General features: G+C 40.0%; 24 protein-coding genes and 1 other annotated feature. Of the genes, 7 read left to right on the top strand and 17 right to left on the bottom strand.

Annotation, left to right across the window (positions count from 1 at the left end):
- Positions 1–153: 153 nt before the first annotated feature.
- Positions 154–894: a bis(5'-nucleosyl)-tetraphosphatase PrpE gene (prpE, locus tag HPC67_RS02850; RefSeq protein ID WP_217585914.1), complete on the top strand. Its 741-nt coding sequence runs from the start codon at positions 154–156 to the stop codon at positions 892–894.
- Here prpE and HPC67_RS02855 read toward each other — a convergent pair.
- Genes HPC67_RS02855 through yjbM form a run of 3 tightly spaced genes read right to left on the bottom strand, consistent with a single transcriptional unit; the run spans position 884 to position 3312 of the window.
- On the bottom strand, positions 884–1786 hold the full coding sequence (locus HPC67_RS02855) for an RluA family pseudouridine synthase (RefSeq protein WP_217585915.1): 903 nt from the start codon (positions 1784–1786) through the stop codon (positions 884–886). The two genes, prpE and HPC67_RS02855, sit on opposite strands and share 11 nt — an antisense overlap.
- A gap of 41 nt (positions 1787–1827) precedes the next feature.
- A complete protein-coding gene (locus HPC67_RS02860) occupies positions 1828–2646 on the bottom strand; it encodes an NAD kinase (RefSeq protein WP_217585916.1) in 819 nt (272 codons plus the stop codon).
- 57 nt (positions 2647–2703) lie between these two features.
- Entirely contained in the window at positions 2704–3312 is a 609-nt protein-coding gene (gene yjbM / locus HPC67_RS02865; RefSeq protein WP_217585917.1) for a GTP diphosphokinase, read from the bottom strand.
- A gap of 186 nt (positions 3313–3498) precedes the next feature.
- On the opposite strand from yjbM, the gene HPC67_RS02870 reads away from it, so the two are divergent.
- From HPC67_RS02870 to HPC67_RS02885, 4 genes are all read left to right on the top strand, one after another.
- On the top strand, positions 3499–4077 hold the full coding sequence (locus tag HPC67_RS02870; protein ID WP_246569592.1) for a CYTH domain-containing protein: 579 nt from the start codon (positions 3499–3501) through the stop codon (positions 4075–4077).
- An 83-nt stretch (positions 4078–4160) separates the two neighbouring features.
- Positions 4161–4541: a globin domain-containing protein gene (locus HPC67_RS02875; RefSeq protein WP_217585919.1), complete on the top strand. Its 381-nt coding sequence runs from the start codon at positions 4161–4163 to the stop codon at positions 4539–4541.
- A 17-nt stretch (positions 4542–4558) separates the two neighbouring features.
- Entirely contained in the window at positions 4559–5461 is a 903-nt protein-coding gene (locus HPC67_RS02880; protein WP_217585920.1) for a ClpXP adapter SpxH family protein, read from the top strand.
- A gap of 819 nt (positions 5462–6280) precedes the next feature.
- On the top strand, positions 6281–6460 hold the full coding sequence (locus HPC67_RS02885) for a hypothetical protein (RefSeq protein WP_217585921.1): 180 nt from the start codon (positions 6281–6283) through the stop codon (positions 6458–6460).
- A gap of 118 nt (positions 6461–6578) precedes the next feature.
- Here the strand turns inward: HPC67_RS02885 and pepF are convergent, their stop codons facing one another.
- The 9 genes from pepF to HPC67_RS02930 form a co-directional block, all read right to left on the bottom strand.
- Positions 6579–8396 carry an oligoendopeptidase F gene (gene pepF / locus HPC67_RS02890; protein ID WP_217585922.1) on the bottom strand — a complete coding sequence of 606 codons (1818 nt, stop codon included), beginning with the start codon at positions 8394–8396 and terminating at the stop codon, positions 6579–6581.
- Positions 8397–8455: 59 nt separating this feature from the next.
- Positions 8456–9649 (bottom strand): competence protein CoiA, encoded by a 1194-nt coding sequence (locus HPC67_RS02895; RefSeq protein ID WP_217585923.1) that lies wholly within the window; start codon positions 9647–9649, stop codon positions 8456–8458.
- 181 nt (positions 9650–9830) lie between these two features.
- Positions 9831–10514 (bottom strand): adaptor protein MecA, encoded by a 684-nt coding sequence (gene mecA / locus HPC67_RS02900; RefSeq protein WP_217585924.1) that lies wholly within the window; start codon positions 10512–10514, stop codon positions 9831–9833.
- A 341-nt stretch (positions 10515–10855) separates the two neighbouring features.
- A complete protein-coding gene (gene spxA, locus HPC67_RS02905; protein ID WP_156643685.1) occupies positions 10856–11251 on the bottom strand; it encodes a transcriptional regulator SpxA in 396 nt (131 codons plus the stop codon).
- Between the two features lie 384 nt (positions 11252–11635).
- Positions 11636–12229, bottom strand: a complete 594-nt coding sequence (locus HPC67_RS02910; protein ID WP_217585925.1) for a GNAT family N-acetyltransferase — start codon at positions 12227–12229, stop codon at positions 11636–11638.
- Between the two features lie 195 nt (positions 12230–12424).
- Positions 12425–13663 carry a putative glycoside hydrolase gene (locus HPC67_RS02915; protein WP_217585926.1) on the bottom strand — a complete coding sequence of 413 codons (1239 nt, stop codon included), beginning with the start codon at positions 13661–13663 and terminating at the stop codon, positions 12425–12427.
- Positions 13664–13873: 210 nt separating this feature from the next.
- Positions 13874–15280 carry a sensor histidine kinase gene (locus tag HPC67_RS02920; RefSeq protein WP_217585927.1) on the bottom strand — a complete coding sequence of 469 codons (1407 nt, stop codon included), beginning with the start codon at positions 15278–15280 and terminating at the stop codon, positions 13874–13876.
- Positions 15268–15939 (bottom strand): response regulator transcription factor, encoded by a 672-nt coding sequence (locus HPC67_RS02925; RefSeq protein ID WP_217585928.1) that lies wholly within the window; start codon positions 15937–15939, stop codon positions 15268–15270. Before HPC67_RS02925 ends, HPC67_RS02920 begins: the two co-directional genes overlap by 13 nt.
- A gap of 11 nt (positions 15940–15950) precedes the next feature.
- Positions 15951–17210, bottom strand: coding sequence for a hypothetical protein (locus HPC67_RS02930; RefSeq protein ID WP_217585929.1), 1260 nt, complete (start codon positions 17208–17210; stop codon positions 15951–15953).
- A 165-nt stretch (positions 17211–17375) separates the two neighbouring features.
- Between HPC67_RS02930 and HPC67_RS02935 the strand changes: the two genes are divergently transcribed.
- The gene (locus HPC67_RS02935) at positions 17376–18302 is read left to right on the top strand and encodes a polysaccharide deacetylase family protein (protein ID WP_217585930.1); all 927 of its coding nucleotides are present in this window, start codon (positions 17376–17378) and stop codon (positions 18300–18302) included.
- Positions 18303–18418: 116 nt separating this feature from the next.
- Positions 18419–18597 (top strand) — a binding site (T-box leader).
- A 55-nt stretch (positions 18598–18652) separates the two neighbouring features.
- A complete protein-coding gene (trpS, locus tag HPC67_RS02940; protein WP_217586245.1) occupies positions 18653–19648 on the top strand; it encodes a tryptophan--tRNA ligase in 996 nt (331 codons plus the stop codon).
- A 155-nt stretch (positions 19649–19803) separates the two neighbouring features.
- Here trpS and HPC67_RS02945 read toward each other — a convergent pair whose 3' ends face one another.
- From HPC67_RS02945 to liaF, 5 genes are all read right to left on the bottom strand, one after another.
- Complete coding sequence (locus HPC67_RS02945; protein ID WP_217585931.1) at positions 19804–20562, bottom strand: YjbA family protein; 759 nt, start codon at positions 20560–20562, stop codon at positions 19804–19806.
- Positions 20563–20627: 65 nt separating this feature from the next.
- Positions 20628–20834: a YuzI family membrane protein gene (locus tag HPC67_RS02950; protein WP_217585932.1), complete on the bottom strand. Its 207-nt coding sequence runs from the start codon at positions 20832–20834 to the stop codon at positions 20628–20630.
- 411 nt (positions 20835–21245) lie between these two features.
- Complete coding sequence (locus HPC67_RS02955; RefSeq protein ID WP_217585933.1) at positions 21246–21878, bottom strand: response regulator transcription factor; 633 nt, start codon at positions 21876–21878, stop codon at positions 21246–21248.
- Positions 21871–22914, bottom strand: coding sequence for a sensor histidine kinase (locus tag HPC67_RS02960; RefSeq protein WP_217585934.1), 1044 nt, complete (start codon positions 22912–22914; stop codon positions 21871–21873). The genes HPC67_RS02955 and HPC67_RS02960 overlap by 8 nt, the downstream gene beginning before the upstream one ends.
- Entirely contained in the window at positions 22911–23642 is a 732-nt protein-coding gene (gene liaF, locus HPC67_RS02965; protein ID WP_217585935.1) for a cell wall-active antibiotics response protein LiaF, read from the bottom strand. The genes HPC67_RS02960 and liaF overlap by 4 nt, the downstream gene beginning before the upstream one ends.
- Between the last annotated feature and the right edge of the window lie 60 nt (positions 23643–23702).

The following is a 23702-nucleotide window of genomic DNA, read 5'->3' on the forward strand; positions in this document are numbered from 1 at the left end:
ACATTCAGGGCAATTTATAAATGATAACAGGTGAGATTACCTCGCCTGTTTTATTTTTAGGCGGCACAATTAAAGTCAACAAGATAGATGCTAACTGAAATGACAACCATAAAGTGGCACTATTGCACATGATATTTTGGAGGGGGTCATTCCATGAAGGTTGATGTCATTGGAGATATTCACGGTTGTTTCTCTGAGCTCGAACAGTTATTTAAGTCGCTAGGATACCACTTTGCAAACGACGTTTATCGCCATCCTGAAGGGCGTATGCCCGTTTTTGTCGGAGATTTAACGGATCGTGGTCCACAATCGATTAAAGTCATTGAAATTGTGTCACATATGGTTCTTGAAGCCAAAGCAGCACATTATGTTCCTGGTAACCATTGCAACAAGCTTTACCGTTTCTTTAAAGGTAATGCCGTCCAGCAAAAGCACGGTTTAGAAACGACGGTTGCTGAGTATAACGCATTGTCAGAAGCAGAACAGACGCGTATTAAACGCGCCTTTATGACTTTATATGAGCAAGCACCCCTTTATCTCGTACTTCCTGACGTCAATGCCGTAATCGCACATGCTGGCATAAAAGAAGCATACATCGGTCGCACAGATCAAAAAGCAAAATCGTTCGTCTTGTATGGCGATACAACTGGTGAAAAACACCCTGATGGACGACCGGTGCGACGTGACTGGGCTCAGCATTACAACGGTGAGCGCTGGATCATTTATGGTCATACCCCTGTGCTTGAGCCACGCTTCGTCAACAAAACGATTAATATTGATACTGGATGTGTTTTTGGCAATGCACTAACAGCTTTTCGCTTGCCTGAGGAAACGACAATATCCATCCCCTCAGAGCAACCGTTTCAACAACATGCATTCAGCTTTACGAATTAACACTGGCAAAGCTGCTCGCCTGACAAACCTGTTGCATATCCGGTGGAATGGGTGAATGAAATGAGTGCCACGCTTTCGTTATAGGATGCTCAAATTCAAGAAATGTACTGTGCAAAGCCTGACGCATAATCATCCTTTGACGACCACCGTACAGTGTATCACCTGCAAGCGGATAGCCTGCATGAGAAAAATGAACTCTAATCTGATGTGTACGCCCTGTTTCAAGGCGTACATCAACAACCGTATGATCTGCATAAGCTTCACGTACCTGAAAGTGCGTGACAGCTTTCTGACCATCAGGTCTCACAACACGTTCCACGACTGAGTCTTGTTTTCTCCCAATCGGAGCGGTAAATACGCCTTCCTGAACAGGTAAAGTGCCTTGTATAATCGCTACATAGGACCGCTTAATGCTCGTGTTTTTTTGTGCTTCGGAGAGCACCATATGAGCATATCGGTGCTTAGCAACGAGTACAAGCCCAGACGTGTCTTTATCAAGTCGCGTAACGATGTGGACTGTATAAGAGAGACGATTTTGTTCATAGTATCCTGCTAAAGCATTTGCCAACGTTCCATTAGGTTGGTTCATAGAAGGCATAACTGCCATCCCTGCTGGCTTGTCAAGGACTAAAACAGCATCGTCTTCATATATGATGTTAAGCGGTATGTCTTGGCTACAAATATGTTCACTCCGCGTCTCATTAGGAAATTGCACAGACAGCATATCTCCTGTATGGAGCACATCATAAGCAAAACGTTCCACATCATTGATTTTAAATGCGCCCAATTCTTTTGTCATTGCCTTCATAAGCCGACGTGAAAAATGATGAACGTGACGCAAGTAATATTTAATGGTCATACCGTCATACATTTGATCTATTTTCCAATTCACAGCTTGCTTGCCTCCAGTGACGTTGTTATGATCATGATGTTCTATCTCCTAGGAAGTGTCGGATCATCTTCTGCTACAAACGAATCACGAACCCGATTCCAAAATGGGAATGGACGGAAACGAGCAAAGCGCACGCGTTCTTTCGCAACACGACACTGTATTGATTTCACATTCGTATATGTGTCTGTTATATGATCGACGGTTAATAAAAAGCTGCGATCAACGAGCGGCTTCAACAAGCACGTGTGATGCTTTGGTAAAATAAGCGGTGAACCGATTGTTCTGAACACACGGTTATTAATAGAAGCCATTTCGGTAACCTGAATGGCTTCCAAGGCTGGGTGTATGATGCCCCCACCGAGCGCTTTGTTATAAGCTGTACTTCCTGAAGGTGTTGAAATACATAGGCCATCCCCACGGAATGTCTCGAAATGCTCTCCTTTAATTTCAACGTCAAAAACGACCGAACCATCCGTCGTTTTAATGGCCGCTTCATTCAAAGCGAGCAATCGATCTTCTACCCGATCTGACTTTGAGCGAATAATAACTTCCAACAACGGATATTCAACAATTTGAAATGGCGTTTTAGCGATTTCTTCAACAAGCTGATCAACCTCGCTCGGCACCCAATCCGCGTAGAATCCGAGGTGCCCTGTATGAACGCCAATAAATGCGGTTGTTTTCAAACAGTGAATATACCGGTGGAATGCCTCTAAAAACGTACCGTCCCCACCAACGGAAATGACAAGATCGGGATGATCTAAATCATATGTGAGGCTATAGTCTGTCAACTGCTCGATTAACCTCGTCTTTATTGTTTCCGAACGCTCATCTCCTTTTGATACAATCGCAAATTTCAACGTTTTCCTCTCCTTTTCCAATATAAGACAGTCAATATGTACATCATTTAACACATATTATTTTCGATGAAAAATTCGCTGTGCCTCTTGAACTTCATTACGTATTTTGGACATTTCTTCATCAAGCTTAAAAGCAGCCTCTGCTGCTCGCTGGAGTCGAACCTTTATATCACTCGGGATACTTCCCTTATATTTATAATTCAATGAATGTTCATTGGTTGCCCAGAAATTCATTGCGAGCGTACGAATTTGAATTTCAGCAATAACCATTTTTTCACCATGAATTGTTCCGACTGGGTACTCAATAATCATATGAAATGAGCGGTAGCCACTTTCTTTTTTTTGAGCTATGTAGTCTTTTTCTTCGATAATCGTAAGGTCGTTTCTTTTTCTGAGCATATCAACGACAGTATAAATATCATCAACAAACTGGCACACGACCCGAACACCAGCAATATCTTGTATATCTTGTTCAATAGTATTCAATGGAATGCGCTTGCTCTCAGCTTTTTCTAAAATGCTTTGAACTGGCTTAACCCGCCCGGTAATAAATTCAATCGGGGAATGTCTCGATTCATATTCAAATTGTGCCCGCATCCCTTTTAGCTTTACTTTTAATTCTTCAACGACTTGTTTATATGGTGCAAGTAACGCTTCCCAGTTCATCATAGCCACCACCTAACAATTAATCAACACACATCTTTTATTTTACCACAAAACGTTCTTAATTGATTTTTCTAAGCGACAATTTGCTAATGTAACGACTTGATAAGGGATATGTTTTGCATAATAGTCACGTATTCGGCATAATCATGTATAATTCATTTTTTAAAGAAACACAATGTGAGGCTGATGATTTTGACACAAGAAATAGAAATTGAATATAAAAATTTACTAACTAAGACAGAATTCAAGCACCTAAAGTCACAGCTTGACTTCCCTGAGTTGCCACGGGTGCAAACAAATTATTACTTTGAAACAGATCAATTTGAGCTTAAGGGGAAGCGGTCTGCGTTAAGAATTCGAGAAACACAACAAACGTACACGCTCACTTTAAAAGAACCACACCCTGATGGCCTTTTAGAAACCCACGATAGGTTGAATGTAGATGAAGCACATGAATGGTTGAACGGACATATCAGCTTCCACCCTCATACCGGCAAGCAGCTCAACAGCATGAATATCGCATCAGAAGCACTCTCACTGTTCGGTCAATTAACGACCAAACGTTGGGAGACGCGTTATAAAGGTGTCCTCGTTGTGCTTGATCATAGTCACTATAGCGATGTAGAGGATTTTGAGCTTGAGGTGGAAGGACCGACGCAAGAAGCTGTTTCTACCGTCTTTAATGAGTTACTTTCTGAGCATAACATTCCTATCCGCAAGACACCAAATAAAATTGAGCGATTGTTTACCGAGTTGAGTCAATAACGGCCTGAGCCCTCTTCGGTTGCCCCGTGTTAACGCCGTTGATACAATATCATTATATCAATTTTAAGGAAGCGAGCTAATCTATGATTACCCATGGAACAATATATGACGCGATTGGCGGTTATGAAACCATTGATCGTCTCGTCACTGCATTTTATAACCGTGTTGGCAACCATCCGTTGCTCACACCTATCTTCCCTGAAGATTTAACTGAAACAGCACGCAAACAGCGTATGTTTTTAACACAATTCTTTGGTGGTCCAAAGGCTTATACAGAAGAAAGAGGTCATCCAATGATGCGACGCCGTCACCTGCCTTTTCCAATTACACCTGAAAGACGGGATGCCTGGCTCGCATGTATGGATGCTGCTCTGGAAGAAGCTGAAGTTCCAGAACCATATCGGACTGCCATGTTTGAAAAACTAACGATGACCGCCAATCATATGATGAATACACCCGAATAACAGAAAGGAGAATCGATGTGAATTCGTATCATGATGAGCTCAAACGCTTTGAATATGCAAACACATCGTCAGCAGCATACAGTTATGTTAATGTTGTTAAAAAACCATTAGAATTGTATGTATTTGTTGATCCCCTCTGTGCCGAGTGCTGGTCGCTCGAACCATACTTAAAAAAATTAAGCATTGAGTATGGGCGATTTTTTACGATACGCCCAATTGTCAGCGGTCATGTTTTTGCTATGAATCTTGAACCGTTTGATAAACCATGCAAACTCAAGGATATGTGGGAACGAACAGCATTACGTACAGGTATGAGCTGCGATACGAATGTGTGGAAGGACCATTCATTTATTTCCCCACGGAGAGCGTCACTAGCCATAAAGGCGGCTGAACTCCAAGGAAAAAAAGCAGGACGGCTTTTTTTAAGAAAGATTCAAGAAAATGCCTTTTTGAAAAAACAAAACATCTCAGAAGAGAGCGTCTTGTTAAACTGTGCTGAAGAAGCAAAGCTAGACATTGAAGAGTTTAAATGCGATTTGTACTCTGATACAGCCAAAAAAGCACTCCAAAGTGACTTTAAGCTAACAAATGAAATGAACGTGGACTACATCCCTACAATGGTGTTTTTTAATCCGACATCAGAGCAGCCGGGCATTAAAATATCTGGTTTGTACCCATATGAGATATACGTACGCGTCCTCAAGCAAATGCTCGATAAACGCCTCATCCCATCAACAACGCCACCACTAGAGCTGCTTTTATCACATTATAAAGTTGTGGCAACAAAAGAAATCGCTGTCGTATATGATTGGTCAACGACAAAAGCTGAACGGGAACTGAAGAAATTACAAATCAGACAAAAAGTAAAAAAACATGTCACGAATCACGGATCATTCTGGGAATATCGATCACGAGACTGAATGGCGCAAGTATCATTAAATAAAATGGGTCTATTGTGTATTAAACATAGATCTTCTATAAGTGACAACGTTTGATATAGGTTAAAACTAATTCGTTCGAATGTTTCAGTTTACAAGCGGGTACACACCTTTTAGGGCTAAAAAGCTCAAGGTGTGTTTTTTGTCGTTTTGAGGCTGTGACATAACAAAAGGCTTAATGCAAAAGACGAACAATGCTCAAGCCGCATAAACGGAAATCCAGCCGCATATCCGCTCAACGAGACGTATAAATCGCAAACCAAACGCATATCCGCTCAACGAGACGTATAACTGGAAATTCAAACGCATAACCGCCCATCGAGACGCATAAATCAAAATTCAAGCGCATATCCGCTCAACGAGACGCATAAATCGCAATCCAAACGCATACCCGCCCATCGAGACGCATAAATCGCAATCCAAACGCATATCCGCTCTCCCAGCCGCATAAACGAGAAGAGCAGCACCTCCGTCATCCAACTCGTCTTTCAGCGTCATTTTTCATGTAAATAGTCTTCTCTTGCCCCGCCTCTTTGTGATCAATACACAAAAAAAAGACGGGCATACACGATGTGTATGCCCGTTCATACTTTGTTTTATAAAAAACAAAGGGGGGTGGGAGATTTCACACAGCAAACAAAGGGGTTTATTGTTTGGGATTGATCTCACTTATTATAATAGCGGATTTTCCTTCTGTAATCAATACCTTGTTATACAGTTCACAAAGATGTCATACTTCTATTTGAGATTTAGACACCATATTATATATTAATAATTAGATTTGGATGGGGGCTGATCAATATGAGCAATCTATACCCGGTTATTTTTTTCTTTTTAACAATCGTCGCCTTTGTATTGAACATTTTCGGGCTAATGCAGCTCATCCCACTTTACATTACGTTACCGCTTTTATTTATATCTATCTATGCGACCATATTTTCATTTTCACACCGAAATACGTATCGTGGCCGCATGCGCTAACAAAACACCCACTATGTGCTTATTTCTCTCACTTTGCAAAAATGCTTATCCATGTGTCTATGTTTAATCATATTAAGAAGCCGCCTGAGTTTACGATCTCAGGCGGCTTCTCTTATCATTAATCGTTCAAGAGCATATCTTCCATTTCAGTCAACTTCTTTTCAAATACATCAAGCGCAGCTAAAATCGGCTCTTTTGAGGTCATATCTACGCCTGCTTTCTTAAGCACTTCAATTGGATAATCACTGCTACCCGCACGTAGAAAATCGTTAATGTAACGATCAACTGCGCCTTCTTTTCCTTCAAGAATGTCAGCAGCCAATGCCGTTGCAGCTGAATAGCCTGTAGCATACTGATAAACATAATAATTCATATAGAAATGAGGAATTCGTGCCCATTCCATTGCAATTGCATCATCTGACACAACGTCTTCACCAAAATATTTTTTGTTCAAGTTGTAGTAGATCTCGCTTAATTTATCTGCTGTTAGCGCGACACCTTCTTGCTGCTGTTTATGAATCTCATGTTCAAATTCCGCAAACATCGTCTGACGGAAAACTGTCCCACGGAAGCCTTCGAGGAAATTGTTTAAGATGTACAGCTTTTGTTGTTTATCCTCAAGGTGATTGAGCATGTATTCATTAAGTAAAGCTTCATTCGTCGTTGATGCGACTTCTGCTACAAATATTGAATAGTTGCCGTAGCGATATGGTTGTGCATCACGCGTATAATAGCTGTGCACAGAATGTCCGAGCTCGTGTGCAAGTGTAAACATATCGTTCACGGTATCTTGCCAATTCAGTAAGATATATGGATTCGTGCCATATGTCCCGGATGAATAAGCACCACTACGCTTACCCTTATTCTCCATAACGTCAATCCAGCGATTCTGATAGCCCTCTTTGACGATATCGACATACTCTTGACCAAGTGGTGCAAGACCGTCAACCACATATTGCTGTGCCTTTTTGTAATCAATTTTCATATCTGCATCTTGAATTAACGGTGTATACATATCGTACATATGCAATGCATCAACACCAAGTACTTTTTTCCTTAATGCAGCATATCTATGCAACAACGGCAGGCGTTCGTTCACGGCTTCTACAAGATTATCATATACTTGTTCTGGAATATTGTTGCCATCCAGTGCTGCATGTCGTGCAGAATCATAGTTGCGTACTTTGGCACTAAAGTTGCTTGCTTTGACTTGTCCAGCAAGTGTTGATGCAAAGGTGTGCTTGAATTTTTCATATGTGTCGTACATCGCTTTAAACGCACCTTCACGGACATCTCTATTCTGTGATTCCATAAAACCGATATAACGTCCATGAGTGAGCTCAACATCTTCTCCCTTGTCATTCTTAATCGTCGGGAACGTTAAATCAGCATTGTTCAGCATCATATATGTTTGAGACGTGCTTCCCATCGGTTCAGAAGCTTGAGCGAGTAGCGCTTCTTCTTTCTGACTTAAAACATGTGGACGTTGACGATTGATTTCATCAAGCATATGCTGATACTGCTTTAGACCATCATTCTCCTCAATAAAGCGATGTAAATCCGCTTCGTCAATATCAAGAATTTCTGGAACGATAAAGCTCATTGAGCTGGACGCTAACGTTAAAAGCGATTCAGCTTGAGCATTGAGCGATTGATAAAATCCATTCGTCGTGTCTTGATCATAACGCATATGTGCATATGTAAATAATTTGCCCAAACGTTCAGATAATTGATCTTGTAGTTGAAAAACATTTAAAAGCGTTTCAGCTGAATCTCCAAGCTTACCTTGATACTCTGCAATCTTCGGAAAAGCTTCTTTTAACGCTTTAAACTCTTCTTCCCATGCATTATCACTTGGAAAAATATCTTCCAAATCCCATGTTAATTCAACAGGAATCTCATCACGTTTTGGTAATTCCTTTGTGGCGTCCGCCATCATATCTCCTCCAAATCAAAAATTGGTATACATTACTATTATAACTGAAAAATCATCGTTCATGCTTCTATTGCGCTCAATTTTTCATAAAGTTTCTGTAATAATTGTTGATCGGCACGAAGACTTGCTTCAATATGATCGGGCTCTAAAATAGGAAGTTGTTTTACAAACACATTGGGCGACACTTCGGTGATCATATTCAGGTGGATGAACCATTGTAAATATTGTTTAATTGGATGGCTTTTATGAGTGGGTTTAAGTTGAGTAGAACGAATTTGAGGAAATATATGGTTGTTTAACAAGCGGATGCATTGCTGAAGTGTAAACGTGTGACCAACTGGTAAAGGGATAAGAAAATCGAGGCATAGCCTACTTTGCCAATTCCATAGCGGGGTTATCATTAAGTGCTGTGACGACACGGGTAAGTATACAATCGCAGGCAGTCTATCTCGATGTGACCGCTTCTCATATAACCATTGATGCCAAACGAGATTATTGCCGTATAGCCGCTGAGGTACCGTCAAACGAAAGCGACGTTTCTCCTTCTCCCACAACGTTAATAATGTATGTAGCGATAAGCCGTTTGCTTTAAATAAGTCACTAAATGACAGTTCATGAATGCGATTAAAGCTCAGTTGTCCAATGGCTTGCGAGGGATTTACTTCATAAAGGTCTTTCATGATAACAAGCTCGGCGGAATGAGGATTAAAAAAATATAATACAGGTGGATGCCCGGCAAAAAAATCATGAATAAACTGCTTTGTAAACGGGCTCAATCGAATATGATGCTGTTGAATACGCTTTAAATGACTTGCACCTAAAATCCATATCGGGGTAATACGTCTGTTTTGGTATCCTTTATTACGCTTGGCAATTTGTTCAAGTGACATGCGCGCACATTGGAATTCTATCGCTATTTGTCGTTCACCAATAGTAAGATAAATATCTGGTCGCTGCTGAATATCGGGGAGCCATTTTTCTAGGAGGACCGTGTGAGAGAATTGTCTTCGAAGCCATTGATACAAGAGGAGTTTTCCTTCTTCATGATAGCGTCCTTCTCCTTGATCTTGATTGGGACAATCACGACTAGATCGATGCGCAAAATGGGCAATCATTTTTGAACCGGCCTTTAAGATGACGGGCTGTTGACAGATTGGGCAGGAAAACGGTTTATGCCTTTCATTCGCTATATCTTGACGCGTTAATAAAGCCGGTGTTACCATTTTGCCATATTCATTTTTAGCTTGCAGCATAACTAACATGCACCTCCGTTAAATCCTATTGATTGTGGGGTAAAGTGTGTTTAATTGGAAAAATGAAAAAGTGTTGCAGCATCATGGAATAGATCTGATGTGATGCAGATTACAGAAGATGAAATTGGGTTTGAGGGGTATTTATAAAAAAACAAAGATAGACACCTGCGTTAACAAGTGTCTATATGCGTGCGGGAAAATGTGTTCTAATTTGGGCAAACGTATCATCTGTAAAGATTGTTTTGCCGTACTCCTCGAGTACATGAACCGTTATGTCTGTGTCCTCAGCGAACTCGAACAACACACTCATAACGTCTTCCTGAGCATCATCGTCCATCAGTTCTTCGTCAAATGCAACATATAAATAGTATTGATCGTTGTAATGGTAGAGCTTGTTTTCAACGTGCTCTAATTCACCAGACATATAATGACTTAATTGAATGACGTCTTCGAAATCACGGAATTTTAACGTAAGTGACAAGTGATCATCCTCATTCTCCTCAGATGAATCTTGATCTTCGTTGCCAAACTTGTCTTCAAGCAAATCTTCAATTTTTTCATCGACACCTAAATCAATCGTCTTTCCGTTCTCTCCAGGAAGCTCCAGCTGTTCACCATTTTTGGATACTTGTGCTTTTGTTACAATAATCTCTAAGCCTTTTTCCATCGCTTGAACTTGTATCCATAACGGACCATCAACATTAAAATCTTCCTCATAGTTGACTTCATCCATCATTTGCCAAAAAAGCTGTTCGCTCCGTTCGCGATTATACCAGATTTCTTCGCGTTCAAATCCACGATCTTCAATATCAACGTATGAGATATAAAATTTAACCGTATTTTCATTAATGCGTTCTATTTCCATAAACATTCTCCCCCTTCATTTTTGAATTGGCAAGCTCCACCAATATCTAACTGATCTAGAAATGGGATGGAACGCGTATAAATTCGTGCCGCTTCGGTAAAAGGGTTATCCCCATCCGATTGACTTTGTGCTTATATATATCGTCTTATTTTCCATTGTATGATATCGTACGGCATTTTGAAAATTTAAATGCCTAGTTTTGCTGAATTAATATCCTATTTTATACGATTAAACTTATTTTGTCACTAAAAAACCGCTCTAAATCACAAGAAAAACGCAGATCATGATGTAACTAACCTGCGTTTTTTTATCTATTTTACATATTGTCTATCAACACGGCATTAATTAACCATTCGTTGTGCTTCACGCAGCTGAAAGGTACGTACTTCTCTTGGCAGAAATCGACGTATTTCATCTTCATTATAACCGACCTGTAGACGCTTTTCATCGAGAATTATTGGGCGTCTAAGCAAGCCCGGATTTTTTTGGATCAAATCAAATAGATCCTTCAGTGGTAATTGATCGATATTGATATCAAGCTTTTGAAAGACCTTGGAACGTGTGGAAATAATTTCATCTGTTCCATCCTCAGTCATTCGTAAGATTTCCTTGATTTCGTCCATCGTCAACGATTCAGAGAATATGTTCCGCTCTGTAAACGGAATGTTGTGCTCTTCCAACCAAGATTTTGCTTTTCGGCAAGACGTGCAGCTTGGCGAGGTGTATAGTGTGACCATGGTAATCTCACTCCTCATTCTGAAATAATGCTTTAAACATATTTCAATCTTATTTGATAATAAGTTTAATTTATCTTCATTTAAATTATACTATACTTGTCAAGCGAAAGGTAGGTTATTTCAAAAAAAAGACAAAAATTAACGGTAATGTTCACAATTTGTTCTTATTTTGACCCTAAATACTGTCTTTTTGTTGATCAAGCATATATATTTTAGTTTATCAAGTATATAACACTTGGAACAACTGAACGAAACGACCTTTCGTGTTTATCTTTAAAGTTCCCCAATAATGTTAGTTTAAACCTTTTTTATATAACTTTTTCCAAAATGTATTATGTAAAAAAAGAGACATGCCGAGATCAACTCATCCGGCACGTCTCTAGCCTATGCCTGATTGGCTTCCTTTAGATGATCAAAAATGTTGTTCGTACTTCTGTTTTTATCAAAAACGAGTACTTCATCAACAGGCTGATAGGATTTTCCATACAGTTCTCTATCCTTATACGTGTGAATATCTTCATACATTTTTTTCATTTGTTCATAAATGACATGTTCCGTATCATTTGCAGGTGACCAATATAATATTTCCATTGGGGTTTTCTCATTTGTTGCTAATGAACGGCGATTATAACCAATAGATTGTGCATGGGTAAACCCTTCCCTTTGATAAAAATGAAGCCGTTTAGCTGTATCTGTGTCGTCATAATCTAAAGGTTCAACTTCTAAAATGATCGGTTTGTTGCGCATTTTCAGCTTTTCTATAAGCTGGTGTCCAATGCCTTGTCCCCGTGATTTAGAGGAAACCCATACATAATCAATGAAGATGAATGTGTCAAACTCAGCATACATTAATACGTGATACGGCCCTTCATCTTTATGGTACACGTCTGCTTTTTCATCGAGAAGCATTTCCATATGTGCCTGCGACTTCATTTCTTCTATCGGGAAATATTGATTCAACTTTTCATACCAATCCATTAAACGTCTCCTTCACTATTTAATCGTTTTCAGTATACACGACATTTCCTCTGATGTTAAACCGGCCTTTTCAGAAAATATAGCCGTTATGCATGCTGAACGCGATTGAGAACCACTCACCTACTTCATCCTTTTAATTTCAGTAAATGTCTTTAAAATAGACCCTTGTTTGTTCAAATGAACATTGTTGCTACCCTACTTCATTGTTGGTGTGTAATCAACATTTTCTGTATACGTATTGCCAGGGTTCCAAAGAAGGAATTCGTTTATCCCATTCTCATTCAACGCCTTGATCTGTGCTTCAACCTCAGCTTTGCCATAGCGGAATGTTGCGCCTGAATACAGCCACGGTGCATCAAAATCTTGAATCCAAGGACGAGAAATAGGACGGCGATCTTCTAACTGTGCTAACAGCTCATTTTCTACTTTCGCATACTCTGTCACCAAGCGGTATGGTTCTTTATCTGGAAAAGGAATTCCAAAATAGTTATTGGTCCAATGACTCGGATAGATCATGGATGAAATCACATCAACATTTTCAGATATTTTCAAGAAGTTTTGGCCGATACCAGGCGTTTCAACAACATCTGCTGCATATCCGAAAATATCAACTGACACATCAACATCATAATAGTCAAGTTCTTCTTTTGCATATTTTACGAAGTCAGTAACAGCTTCAACACGTCGTTTGACACCGCCGTGCTCAAAATCAGAATAGTCGCCTGTGCCGAATTCCAATTGATCGGCATAGCGCTCAAATCCTTCAGGAAAACGAACATAATCAAACTGAACTTCTTTAAAACCGAGCTCAGCTGCTTTTTTAGCAATGTCTACATTATATTCCCATACTTCTTTCATGTATGGATTCACAAAGGCTTCTCCTTTACGGTTCACCCAAACGTTGCCATTTTCTTTAAACGATAATTCAGGTCGGCTCTTAGCTAACACTGAATCTTTGAAAACAACAATTCGAGCAATCGGATAGATTCCCTTCTCTTCAAGCACTTCTAGCATTGCCCGCGGATCATTTATATAGTTGACTGCAATGTCTTCATATGGTGATCCTTCTTCAGGCTTAAATGTTAAATTACCATGGTCTTCCTTGACATCAATAACCATCGCATTTAAATCGGTCTCATCAACAAGCTTTAACAACCTTTCAAATCTACTACCACCTGCTGAAGGACCCGTTACATAGATACCGCGAACTGCATCAGGATATTCAAAATGGAGACCTGAATCATACGTGAACCGCTTAAAATCTGTTTGTTCATCAAGTAATTCGATTGCTGTTTGTCGTTCCTTGTGTAAACCAATCGATTTGGCCGTTTCTTGTGATTCAGCGTGCACTTTCGTAGAATCAAAAGGTACAAACATCAGTGCCAGAGCAGCTAACATACATGTCAATGGTATTATTAATTGTTTACGGTTCATGTACTATCAATCTCCTATTATAGTCTAGGTTTCTATTATATATGACACGCATATAAAATTGAATAGAAAACATAAAAAGATGGCGTTTTTCCAATATTTTCACGTTTTCTATGCGCACAACTGAACAACACGTGCATTTAGTCTTCTAAAGAGACGGTTCATCAGGCAAAAAAGTTACACCACATGATAGTGACGATACAGGTCAAGCCTTTATTTTATGGGTAGGCTAATCGTCACCTTTGTCCCTTTTTCATATATGCTGTCAATCACTAGCTGCCCGTGATGACGTTCAATAATATGCTTACTAATCGCCAATCCGAGTCCTGCTCCTGTCACGTTATTATTTGGTTTATAAAAAGGCGTCGCTATGTGTTGTAAATCTGCAGCCTTTATACCCTGGCCAAAATCTTCAACAGATACCGTACAATAATTCTTTTTTATCGCGCATTCAATGTTAATTGAGCTATTCATGTGACTATACTTGATGGCATTATCGAGCACGTTAACGAATACTTGCTTCAGACGATTATAATCCGCAACAATGTCAACATTGTTAGTTGCATAGACAGTCAATTCAATTCCTTTTTTCTTCAATTGCTTGTCAAATTGCTGTGAGACCTCTGTTATTAATTGATTTATGCTAAATTTATGAGGATCAATTTGAAAGACCTCTTGGTTCACTTTTGAAAAGTCCAATAGTTCTTCTACCAATTGAATGAGCCTTTCTGTTTCATTCGTGATGATTGTAATGCCTGTATTCAATTCTTCATGGTTGTCCATATCTCCGAAGCGTAACGTCTCGCTCCATCCTTTAATACTCGTCAAAGGGGTCCGTAGTTCATGAGAAATGGAAGATATAAATTGGTCTTTCACCTGTTCCTGTTTTAAAAGTGCGTGGCTCATTTCATTAAAGGATTTTGCAAGTATACCTAATTCGCCAATATAGTTCTCATTAATACTCGTGTCAAAGTCACCTCTGGCAAATCGCTTGGAAGCTTCCGTGATATCTGATAAAGGCGCCGTAATTTTTTTTGCCAATGCTCGACTTAACAGCAAAACAACCACAATAATGCTCAATCCAATCGTAATTGCCAGACCACTTAGTCGTTGTACAGCATGGTCAATATTAGATAATGATGTTACATAGCGAAAATAGATTGCTGGCTGGCCTTCAAATTTGACCGGAACAACGATTGCCATAATCCGTTCACTTGTCTCGTCATTCCTTCCCTTCCATACACTTGGCTGTTCAATAGACGCATTTTTAAGTGTGGTGCTATCTATTGTATGCTCTTGGAGAAACCCTGTTGACGAAGCTAGGATCGTTCCTGTTGGTGAAACAACTTGCATTTCTGCACCCTGTATTTGAAATTCTCTAATCATATCCGGAATTTTATGTTTCAGGTTATATGGTGAAAGATCTGTAAATCGCGTCGCAAAATTAGCTGAGTTTTTTGCGTGTGATAACACGATTTGCTCTGTGTTTTTATAATAATATTGGTACAAGCTAAAAAAGACGACACATTCGAATAAAACAACCGTTAACGTAATAACAATGAAGTGGATTTTCATCAGCCTTTTTTGGATTCCAGGCTTCCGTTTTATCATTTTTCCCATTTGTACCCATAGCCCCATACGGTTTGAATATGTTCTGGAACAGACGGTGAATCTTCTATCTTTCGTCTAATTCGGCGAATGTTCACGTCCACGATTTTCGGATCGCCAGGAAAATCTAATCCCCACACATCATCTAAGATGTCGTTTCGACTAACGGCCTTCCCTTTAGCAAGGTCAAGTATTGATAAAATTTGATACTCTGTAGGAGATAGTTCAATCGTGGCGCCATCTTTTCGCAAACAGCGTTTTTCTCGATCTAGCTGCACACCTAAATCCACTTTATGCTCAATGACATTAACCCGCCGTAAAAGGGAATTGATTCTTGCAATGAGTTCATTAGGACTAAATGGCTTTGAGATATAATCATCAGCACCATTCACCAAACCAAATACTTTGTCTGATTCCATCGTTTTCGCCGTGAGCATGATAATACCAATACGTTCATTTGTTTCGCGGATACGTTTTGCCACTTCAAATCCACTCATCCCTGGTAGCATGATATCCAAAACAAGAATCGAAATATCTTGATGCGCGTCTAAAATTTGAAATGCATCTTCTCCAGATGCTGCTTCTAAAACGTAAAAACCATATCGTTTTAAATTAATAGTAATAAACCCTCTAATATTCGCTTCATCTTCAATGATTAGTATCTTTTCCATAACGTCATCCCTCAGTTAGCCATATCTAATGGTTGTAGCAGCTGAAACAACCGCCGATTTTCTTTTTTAGTTGTTTTAGATAGATATACAAACTCTTCTGTCTCCGCCAAAACAAACCAACCATCTCCGCGTGGTCGCTTATCCTCTGAGACATAAACATCCAAAAACACGACATCTGTTCCTGCGGGTTTTATTTCAATGCGTTTACGGTCATCCGACCGGTCAATTTGGAGTCTCGGCCAATCCAATGGAATTGACACTTTATAAAGATGTTCATAATCATAGTACGCTTTGGATACAACATGAGATGATCCATCATCATGTAATTGATAATAGACCGTAATAAATGGCGTCGTCGCGTATGGGAGCGGTTCTTCCATATATGGCTCTTCCAATATGCCGTATTCAAGAATGCCATCTCCGTTCGTATCCGCACTCAATACGGCCGATGCCTTAAACGTCGGATCGTTATCAAAGCTGAACCAATTTGTCATTTCATCGTCGCTTATAGAAATGATAAACGTCTGGGCAGAGTGCGCCCCTAAGCCGACATCAAGCATGAGACCTTTTTGTTTCTCAGTTATTTGACCACTCATCACATTGTAGTAGCCATTAATATAATGATCTAATTCCAGTTGATCAACTTCGACAATAGCTTCGTTTCGATAGTCATATAAGGACACTGTATTTTTGTGCTCTTTAACAAATTTAATAATGACGAGGTTATTCTTTTCTACTTGTTCAAACGCATCAACGAGGAAATGTGAATACGGTTTATTGAGTAAAATGCTCGGTTTCGAACTTGAAAAGATGTCATAGACAATTAACCCGTAATCCTTCGAGTCCTCCGTATATGCAAATCCTGCAAGTATTTCTTTATGACCGTCGTCCGTCAAATCATCAAACGTTAAATCAACTAATATCTTTCCTTCACCTCTTATATCTGCGATTTTTTCCCAACCGTTGTTGTTTTGTAACACAATGCCTTTGACGATATCAGCTTGGCCTTGGGATTTATAAAACACCACCGCTTCATCCTCTTCGTCTCCATTTAAATCAACAAGCTCGATCGGACTGCCATCCTGATGATTTAATGGCATTTGCAGCTCAACGTTTTCTGGCAAATAGAGCGAAATCGCTTGCCTAATTTCTTCTTTTGCAACGGATAGCTGAGGGGGTGACATTAAATCCGTATTTGCATGAAATACCGAACACCCTCCTAGCGTGATAAACGCTCCTATAAAGAAAAGCCGTTTCAAACATATCGTCATCTTAATCATCCCTTAATCATCAATCCTAATAGTATAGTATATCGCACTGCACGCCATTAAAAATGGCAAAAAGGTTACAGATATATTGTCATTTTAATGTAACTCAGTGAATCGTTATTTATCTTACCATAATGATAGATATCACATGTCGAGGGGAAGAGAGAAATGTCGATAACACCACAAAAAAAGACAAGATTAAATCATTGGGGGAAATTAGTGCTTGGCATTTTAATTGTTTGCACTTTAGTCGTGTTGCTGTTTATTTCCAATCAAATGGTCGTAGCCGATCAAAGTATTGGGGCTTCGATTACAAACGATGACAGGGAGACGGCGGGCTCTGAAAAAGAGACAGAATCACCTAAAGAAGATACGACACCTCATGAAGACCCAACACATTCTGAGGAAGAAAAAAATGATGTAGAGCAAAATGAGGACGTTCAAAATAAGGAAGAACAAACCGAGGATGAACCCTCTGAACAACCGATAGAAACAGGGAAGGTCGTCTATTTAACCTTTGACGATGGTCCCCACCCGAATGCATCAGCTGACATCTTACAGCTTCTTGATAAATATGATGCCAAGGCGACGTTTTTCATGCTTGAGCCTAATATGACACGGAACCCTGAGATCATTAAGTCCATGCACGAAAAGGGCCACTCACTTGGGGTACATGGTGTCACACATCAGATTTCAAACGTATACAAATCGCCCGAGCATTTTGTAAACGAGATGAACCAAGCGATCGGTTTTATAGAAGAAACAGTGGGGGTTAATACCCATTTAGTCAGGGCACCATATGGTTCTAAGCCTTATATCACACCCCCTTTTAAGACTGCAGCGAATCACAATCAGCTTATCATTTGGGATTGGAATGTAGACTCAAGGGACTGGCAATATAAAAATGGTGAATTTGTCGAGAATACGATCCAGCAAATTAACGAACGTTTTAACAAAGAACCACTGGTCGTATTAATGCATGAAAAGCCAACAACGGCAGCTCACTTAGAAAAATTGCTGCACTATTTTGTGGATAACGGTTATGAGATGAAGGCGATTCATGAGGAAATGACACCGGTACAATTTGGGGTTTGATTACGTTGTATCATAAATGCGAGTTGCATGAATGTCTCTGCTAGACCTCTTAATGGCGACTTTCCTCTTGCACTTCATACAAAGAGTATATATAATGGTACAAAGTCTATATAGCATCATTAGCAATGAAAAAGGCGTAGTACTTTTTGCCCGCTGAATTTTAGAGAGCTTGTGGTTGGTGGAAACAAGTATCAAGGCAAATTGGAATTGGACTTTGGAGCTGATTAACGTTTAAAGTGATTCTGCATTAGCTGCAGAATAATTAGGGTGGCACCGCGGTTCATTCGTCCCTTTTACAGGGAATGGATGGGCTTTTTTGTCGTTAAAAATAATTTGGAGGCGAACGTATGATGAAGACAATCTTTTCAGGTATTCAACCAAGTGGTATTTTAACGCTAGGCAACTATTTAGGCGCACTAACACAGTTTGCTGAGCTGCAAAAGGATCATAATTGTTATTTCTGTATCGTTGATGAGCATGCAATCACGGTTCCACAGGATCGCTTAAAGCTACGCAAGCAAATCCGATCTCTGGCTGCTTTATATTTAGCATCTGGTATTGATCCGAAACAAGCGACTTTATTCATTCAATCTGAAGTTCCAGCTCACACGCAAATGGGATGGATGCTACAATCAATCAGCTATGTCGGTGAGCTTGAGCGTATGACCCAGTATAAGGATAAATCTGAAGGTAAAGAAGGTGTGTCTTCAGCATTGCTCACCTATCCGTCGTTAATGGCAGCAGATATTTTACTCTATAACACAGATATCGTGCCGGTTGGAGAGGATCAAACGCAGCATTTAGAGCTTACTCGAAACCTAGCCCAGCGGTTCAACAACCGCTTTAATGACATTTTGACCGTACCAGAGATCAGCATTCCAAAAGTCGGCGCTCGGATCATGTCACTGCAAAGCCCGACTAAGAAAATGAGTAAGTCTGACGAAAATACGAAAGCATATATCTCAATGCTTGACGAACCGAAGCAAATTGAAAAGAAAATTAAAAGTGCCGTAACCGATTCTGAAGGCATCGTTAAATTTGACAAAGAAAATAAACCAGGTGTGTCAAACCTATTAACGATAATGGCAAGCTGTACGGGTCGTACGATTGCTGAATTAGAACAGGCATATGAAGGTGAAGGCTACGGGGTGTTCAAGCAAGATGTCGCCAACGCTGTCATTGAAAAGCTCGCACCAATTCAAGAGAAATATTATGAGCTAATTGACTCCGATGAGCTCGATGACATTCTTGATGAGGGTGCTGAAAAGGCCTCCTTTACAGCAAATAAAACAGTCGCCAAAGCTAAAAAAGCGATGGGACTCGGTCGTGTAAAAAAGCGTAAATAGAGGCAAAAATCGAGCCTACCCGATCGTTTCTACGAAGGGGTAGGCTCGTTTTACTTTTATTTTCAGTGATAAAATGAGGTTCTGCAGCTGTGTAACAATAAAACGGGGATGTTTATACGATGTTGTTTTCAATCGCGTCAATTGAGTGCAACACTTTACTGCTGTTTGGACGTTGGCTTTTGCTTCTGCTCAAACTCCCACATTTTTTCAAGGAACGGCTGTCCTTTCACGAGCTTTTTGCAAAAATCTTCATGCGCTGAACTCCACCCATGTTTAACACTGTTATACAACGTATGCCACGCCTTTTCCTCATCCATATAATGAATGTACGGATATTGCTTCGGATCCCATTCAGTTAACCAATATCGTAATTCCTTTATTCGATTAGCCGTTTTGAGTTGATCGAGTCCCATCATCATGAGCTGTTTCAACTGACGCTCTCTACGTGTCAGTCCAAAAACAAGGTCTGGTGACATTGAAAGCATATGATGTTTTTTTTCATAATGGTTATCATCAAATTGGTATGACAGAGGCTTGATGTTCTGAACCATGTCAAAAACGAGCTGCTCTTGACGTGGAATTAACCTGCTTTTTTTAATAGGAATGCTATAGCCTGCTGTGTCTAACGCCATAATATCCACGCCATCCGTCACAACACATGCATAGTCAAGGCATTTGCGAATTTGACCTTTTCTAGCATATGCACGTCGGTAAATCGCATCCAGCAGAGACTGGGGAATGTCATGCATGTCATTTTCAATATATTGGTATAACGGCTTCGTTATGTACAATAATGGAACTTGGTCAAGGAGTTCTATTTTGTCTTCTTTACGCCACTCATGAAAATAGCATACATTATAGCCATTTTCTTCACCTTCAAACCAATTTACCCAGACATCGTGCAAATATAACATAAAACAACCCTCGCTTTTTACTAGAACTTAAAATACATTATGACCATGAATCGAAAAAAATATTCTTAAGGGTTGTTTGGAAATCGATATAATGCAAGCGCCATTAGGAAGATACCAACAGGCAAAAAGTAACATTCTATCCGATCTTTAATAAAGATTAAATACTCCAGCCAGCTAACACCAGCAGGTAGAAAATTCATATATGCTATGAGCGTGACGCCTCCGGAAACAGCTAGTCCAAAACCGATTAAAAACATCACAATATACCCCACACCATCACCCCACGCTTGTCCATGGTCCTTTTTTTAAATCATATGCTTTGGGAGCGTCATTCATGAGTGATGTTTGTTGGTGTGTTTGTAGATGATGTCATTCGCAGTGGCAAGGTCTTCATAAAGAAAGTGGGACGTACTGTTTTTATGAGGAAAACGTTGTCGCATGCAAGGCGGTTTATGCGGCGTTTTTCAGGGTTATGCGTGTGGATGGGTGGTTATGCGGCTGTTTTTTTGATTATGCGGCTTAAATTACACTTATGCGGTGCTTTACTGATATATGCGGCTAAATAGGATTATATGCGGTCGAAAGCTGTTTTATGCGTTGTGCGGACCTAACAATCGAATCACAGACAAAAGCCTGAAGGAAGTGGTCAACGAGAGGGCACTTCCTTCAGGCTTTTTATACCATTATTTTATAAGGTCATGCTTAAAGGCGTAGATGACGGCTTGGGTGCGGTCATGAACTTCAAGCTTTCCTAAAATATTGCTGACGTGAACTTTCACTGTTTTGAGGGCAATGAATAATTGATCAGCAATATCCTGATTCGTGTACCCTTGAGCAATGAGTAGTAAGATTTCCTTTTCACGCTCTGTCAATTGCTCATGTAAAGGGGCATTTGATTGTTTTCTCATGTTCGTCATAATTTTTCCGGCGACTTCTGGTTCCAATATTGATTGTCCATCATATGTTGCTCGAATCGCTTTGGCTATTTCACTTGCTTTTGACGTTTTCAACATATAGCTCGTTGCGCCTGCTTCAAGAGCGGGATACACTTTTTCATCGTCAAGGAAACTTGTTACGATAATAATTTTCGCCTCAGGCCATTGGGAAATAATTTGCCGCGTCGCTTCGATGCCGTCCATTTCCTTCATAACGAGATCCATTAAAATCACATCTGGCCTCAGTTCAAGGGCGCGTTCAACAGCGGCGCCGCCATCATCAGCCTCAGCGACGACATCAATATCAGGCTGTGTGGATAAATATGAGGAAACACCGATCCGAACCATTTCATGATCATCGGCAAACAATACTTTAATCATTGTCGTCACCTTCTTCTGTTAGTGCAGGAACCTTAACCTCTAGACGTGTTCCTTGATTAGGCAAGCTTATTAACTTAAATGTACCGCCGACTTCAAGTGCACGTTCACGCATGTTTTCCAATCCATAGGAGCCACTGTTTACGTCATTAACGATAAATCCGACACCATCATCGATCACGCGCAAAATAACCCAATTGTCCCGCTTCATAAGTGTTACATCAAGGCTTGAGGCATTTGCATGACGTAAGGTATTTGATACAGACTCCTGCAGAATACGAAACAATTGGTCTTCTATCCCTTTGTCGATCGTGAAATTCTCTGTGTGCCATTCAATATTCAGTGGAACCTTTTGGGTAAGTTCATTAAGAAGCTCAGAAATACCTTCCTGTAATGATTTATCTTTTAATGCGACTGGGCGCAAGTGCAGGAGTAATGCCCGCATTTCAAGCTGTGATTGATGAATCGTTTTTTCCACCATATTCAATTGGCGTTCTACAAACGGATCATCAGGCGGTTCTAGCTCATTAATCGCTGACATCATCATCGATGCCGCGAAAAGATGCTGACTAACAGAATCATGTAATTCACGTGCTAAGCGATTTCTTTCCTGGACGACAATTTCCTGAAGAATCTTATCCCGATCGTTCGCCCGTTCCGTTGCTAAACGTTGAGCTTGTTCGGTCTGCTGTAGCATTTTCTTCTGTATCTGTTCAATATGATCTTCAATCGTTCCAAGCTCTCGATAAGACCCTTCAAACGAAATTGGATACTGTCCCTTTTCCACGTGTGACAATTGATGCTCTACATGCTTCAGACGTTGACGCCAATATAAGCTTATAATTAAACCGATAATGGTTCCAAAAATAATCGGAACACCAAAAACAAAGGCTAAAAAAGGTATGTCATTGAGCTTGCGATCAAAAATCAACGACCAATCATCAGGTGGGAACGCCAATAGCACAATCGTCACCGTCATTAAGGACATTAGTAGCGTAAAGAAAATAATCGTTAACACATGGCGTATGACCGTGTTCATATCCGCTTCACCTCAATATCTCCAGAAAATACTGAGGTGACAATTTTTACGCGTGTTGTCGCTGTATCATACGATTCTGTCTGGTAATGTAATGACTGATTCATTAATCTTATATGGTCTTTCCCTAAAATAAAGGCACGGCCAAAAACAGCGCTATGATGAACACTAACATCGACATCATATGGAATATGGACAGCGATATTACCGACAAAATGACGTATTGATATGATCGCTGTGTCATTTGGAAGGACCGTATTACTTAAATCAATCACCCGATTGCCGACGCCACCGTGAATATTGACATCCTTCCATTGATAGGACATATCAACAGTCTTTTGATCTTCGTATAATGTATGGTTAAATAAAGGGGTGATCTTTACGACAGGGTCAAATATATCGTCTTGTGAGCCCGGTAAATGCGGAGCCGTATGATCAGCTTCTTTTTGGGACTTGGAATATTGAATAACAAAAATCACAATGGCTGCAATGATAAAAAAACGTACTGCCAACATATTTAAAATCGACAAAAGTAATCCGACCACTCCGAGCCAGAACATAATTTTGCCCCATAATTGACTGTAGTTTTTTCTCCCAATATATATAAACAAAGCCGCAAATAAAGCTGTTCCAATCATGCCTCCATGGAAGAAAGCAATTTCAACAATAAACAGGATGACCCCGACTATTAATATCCAGTTAAACGTATCTGTCGTCAATCGTTGCATCATGCCAGTGATGGCTCCTCTCCATGGCTGCAGGTTCCTTACATTTATCGAAAATTACATGAC

The sequence above is a fragment of the Lentibacillus saliphilus genome (genome assembly GCF_019093865.1).
Lineage (GTDB): Bacteria > Bacillota > Bacilli > Bacillales > Amphibacillaceae > Lentibacillus_B > Lentibacillus_B saliphilus.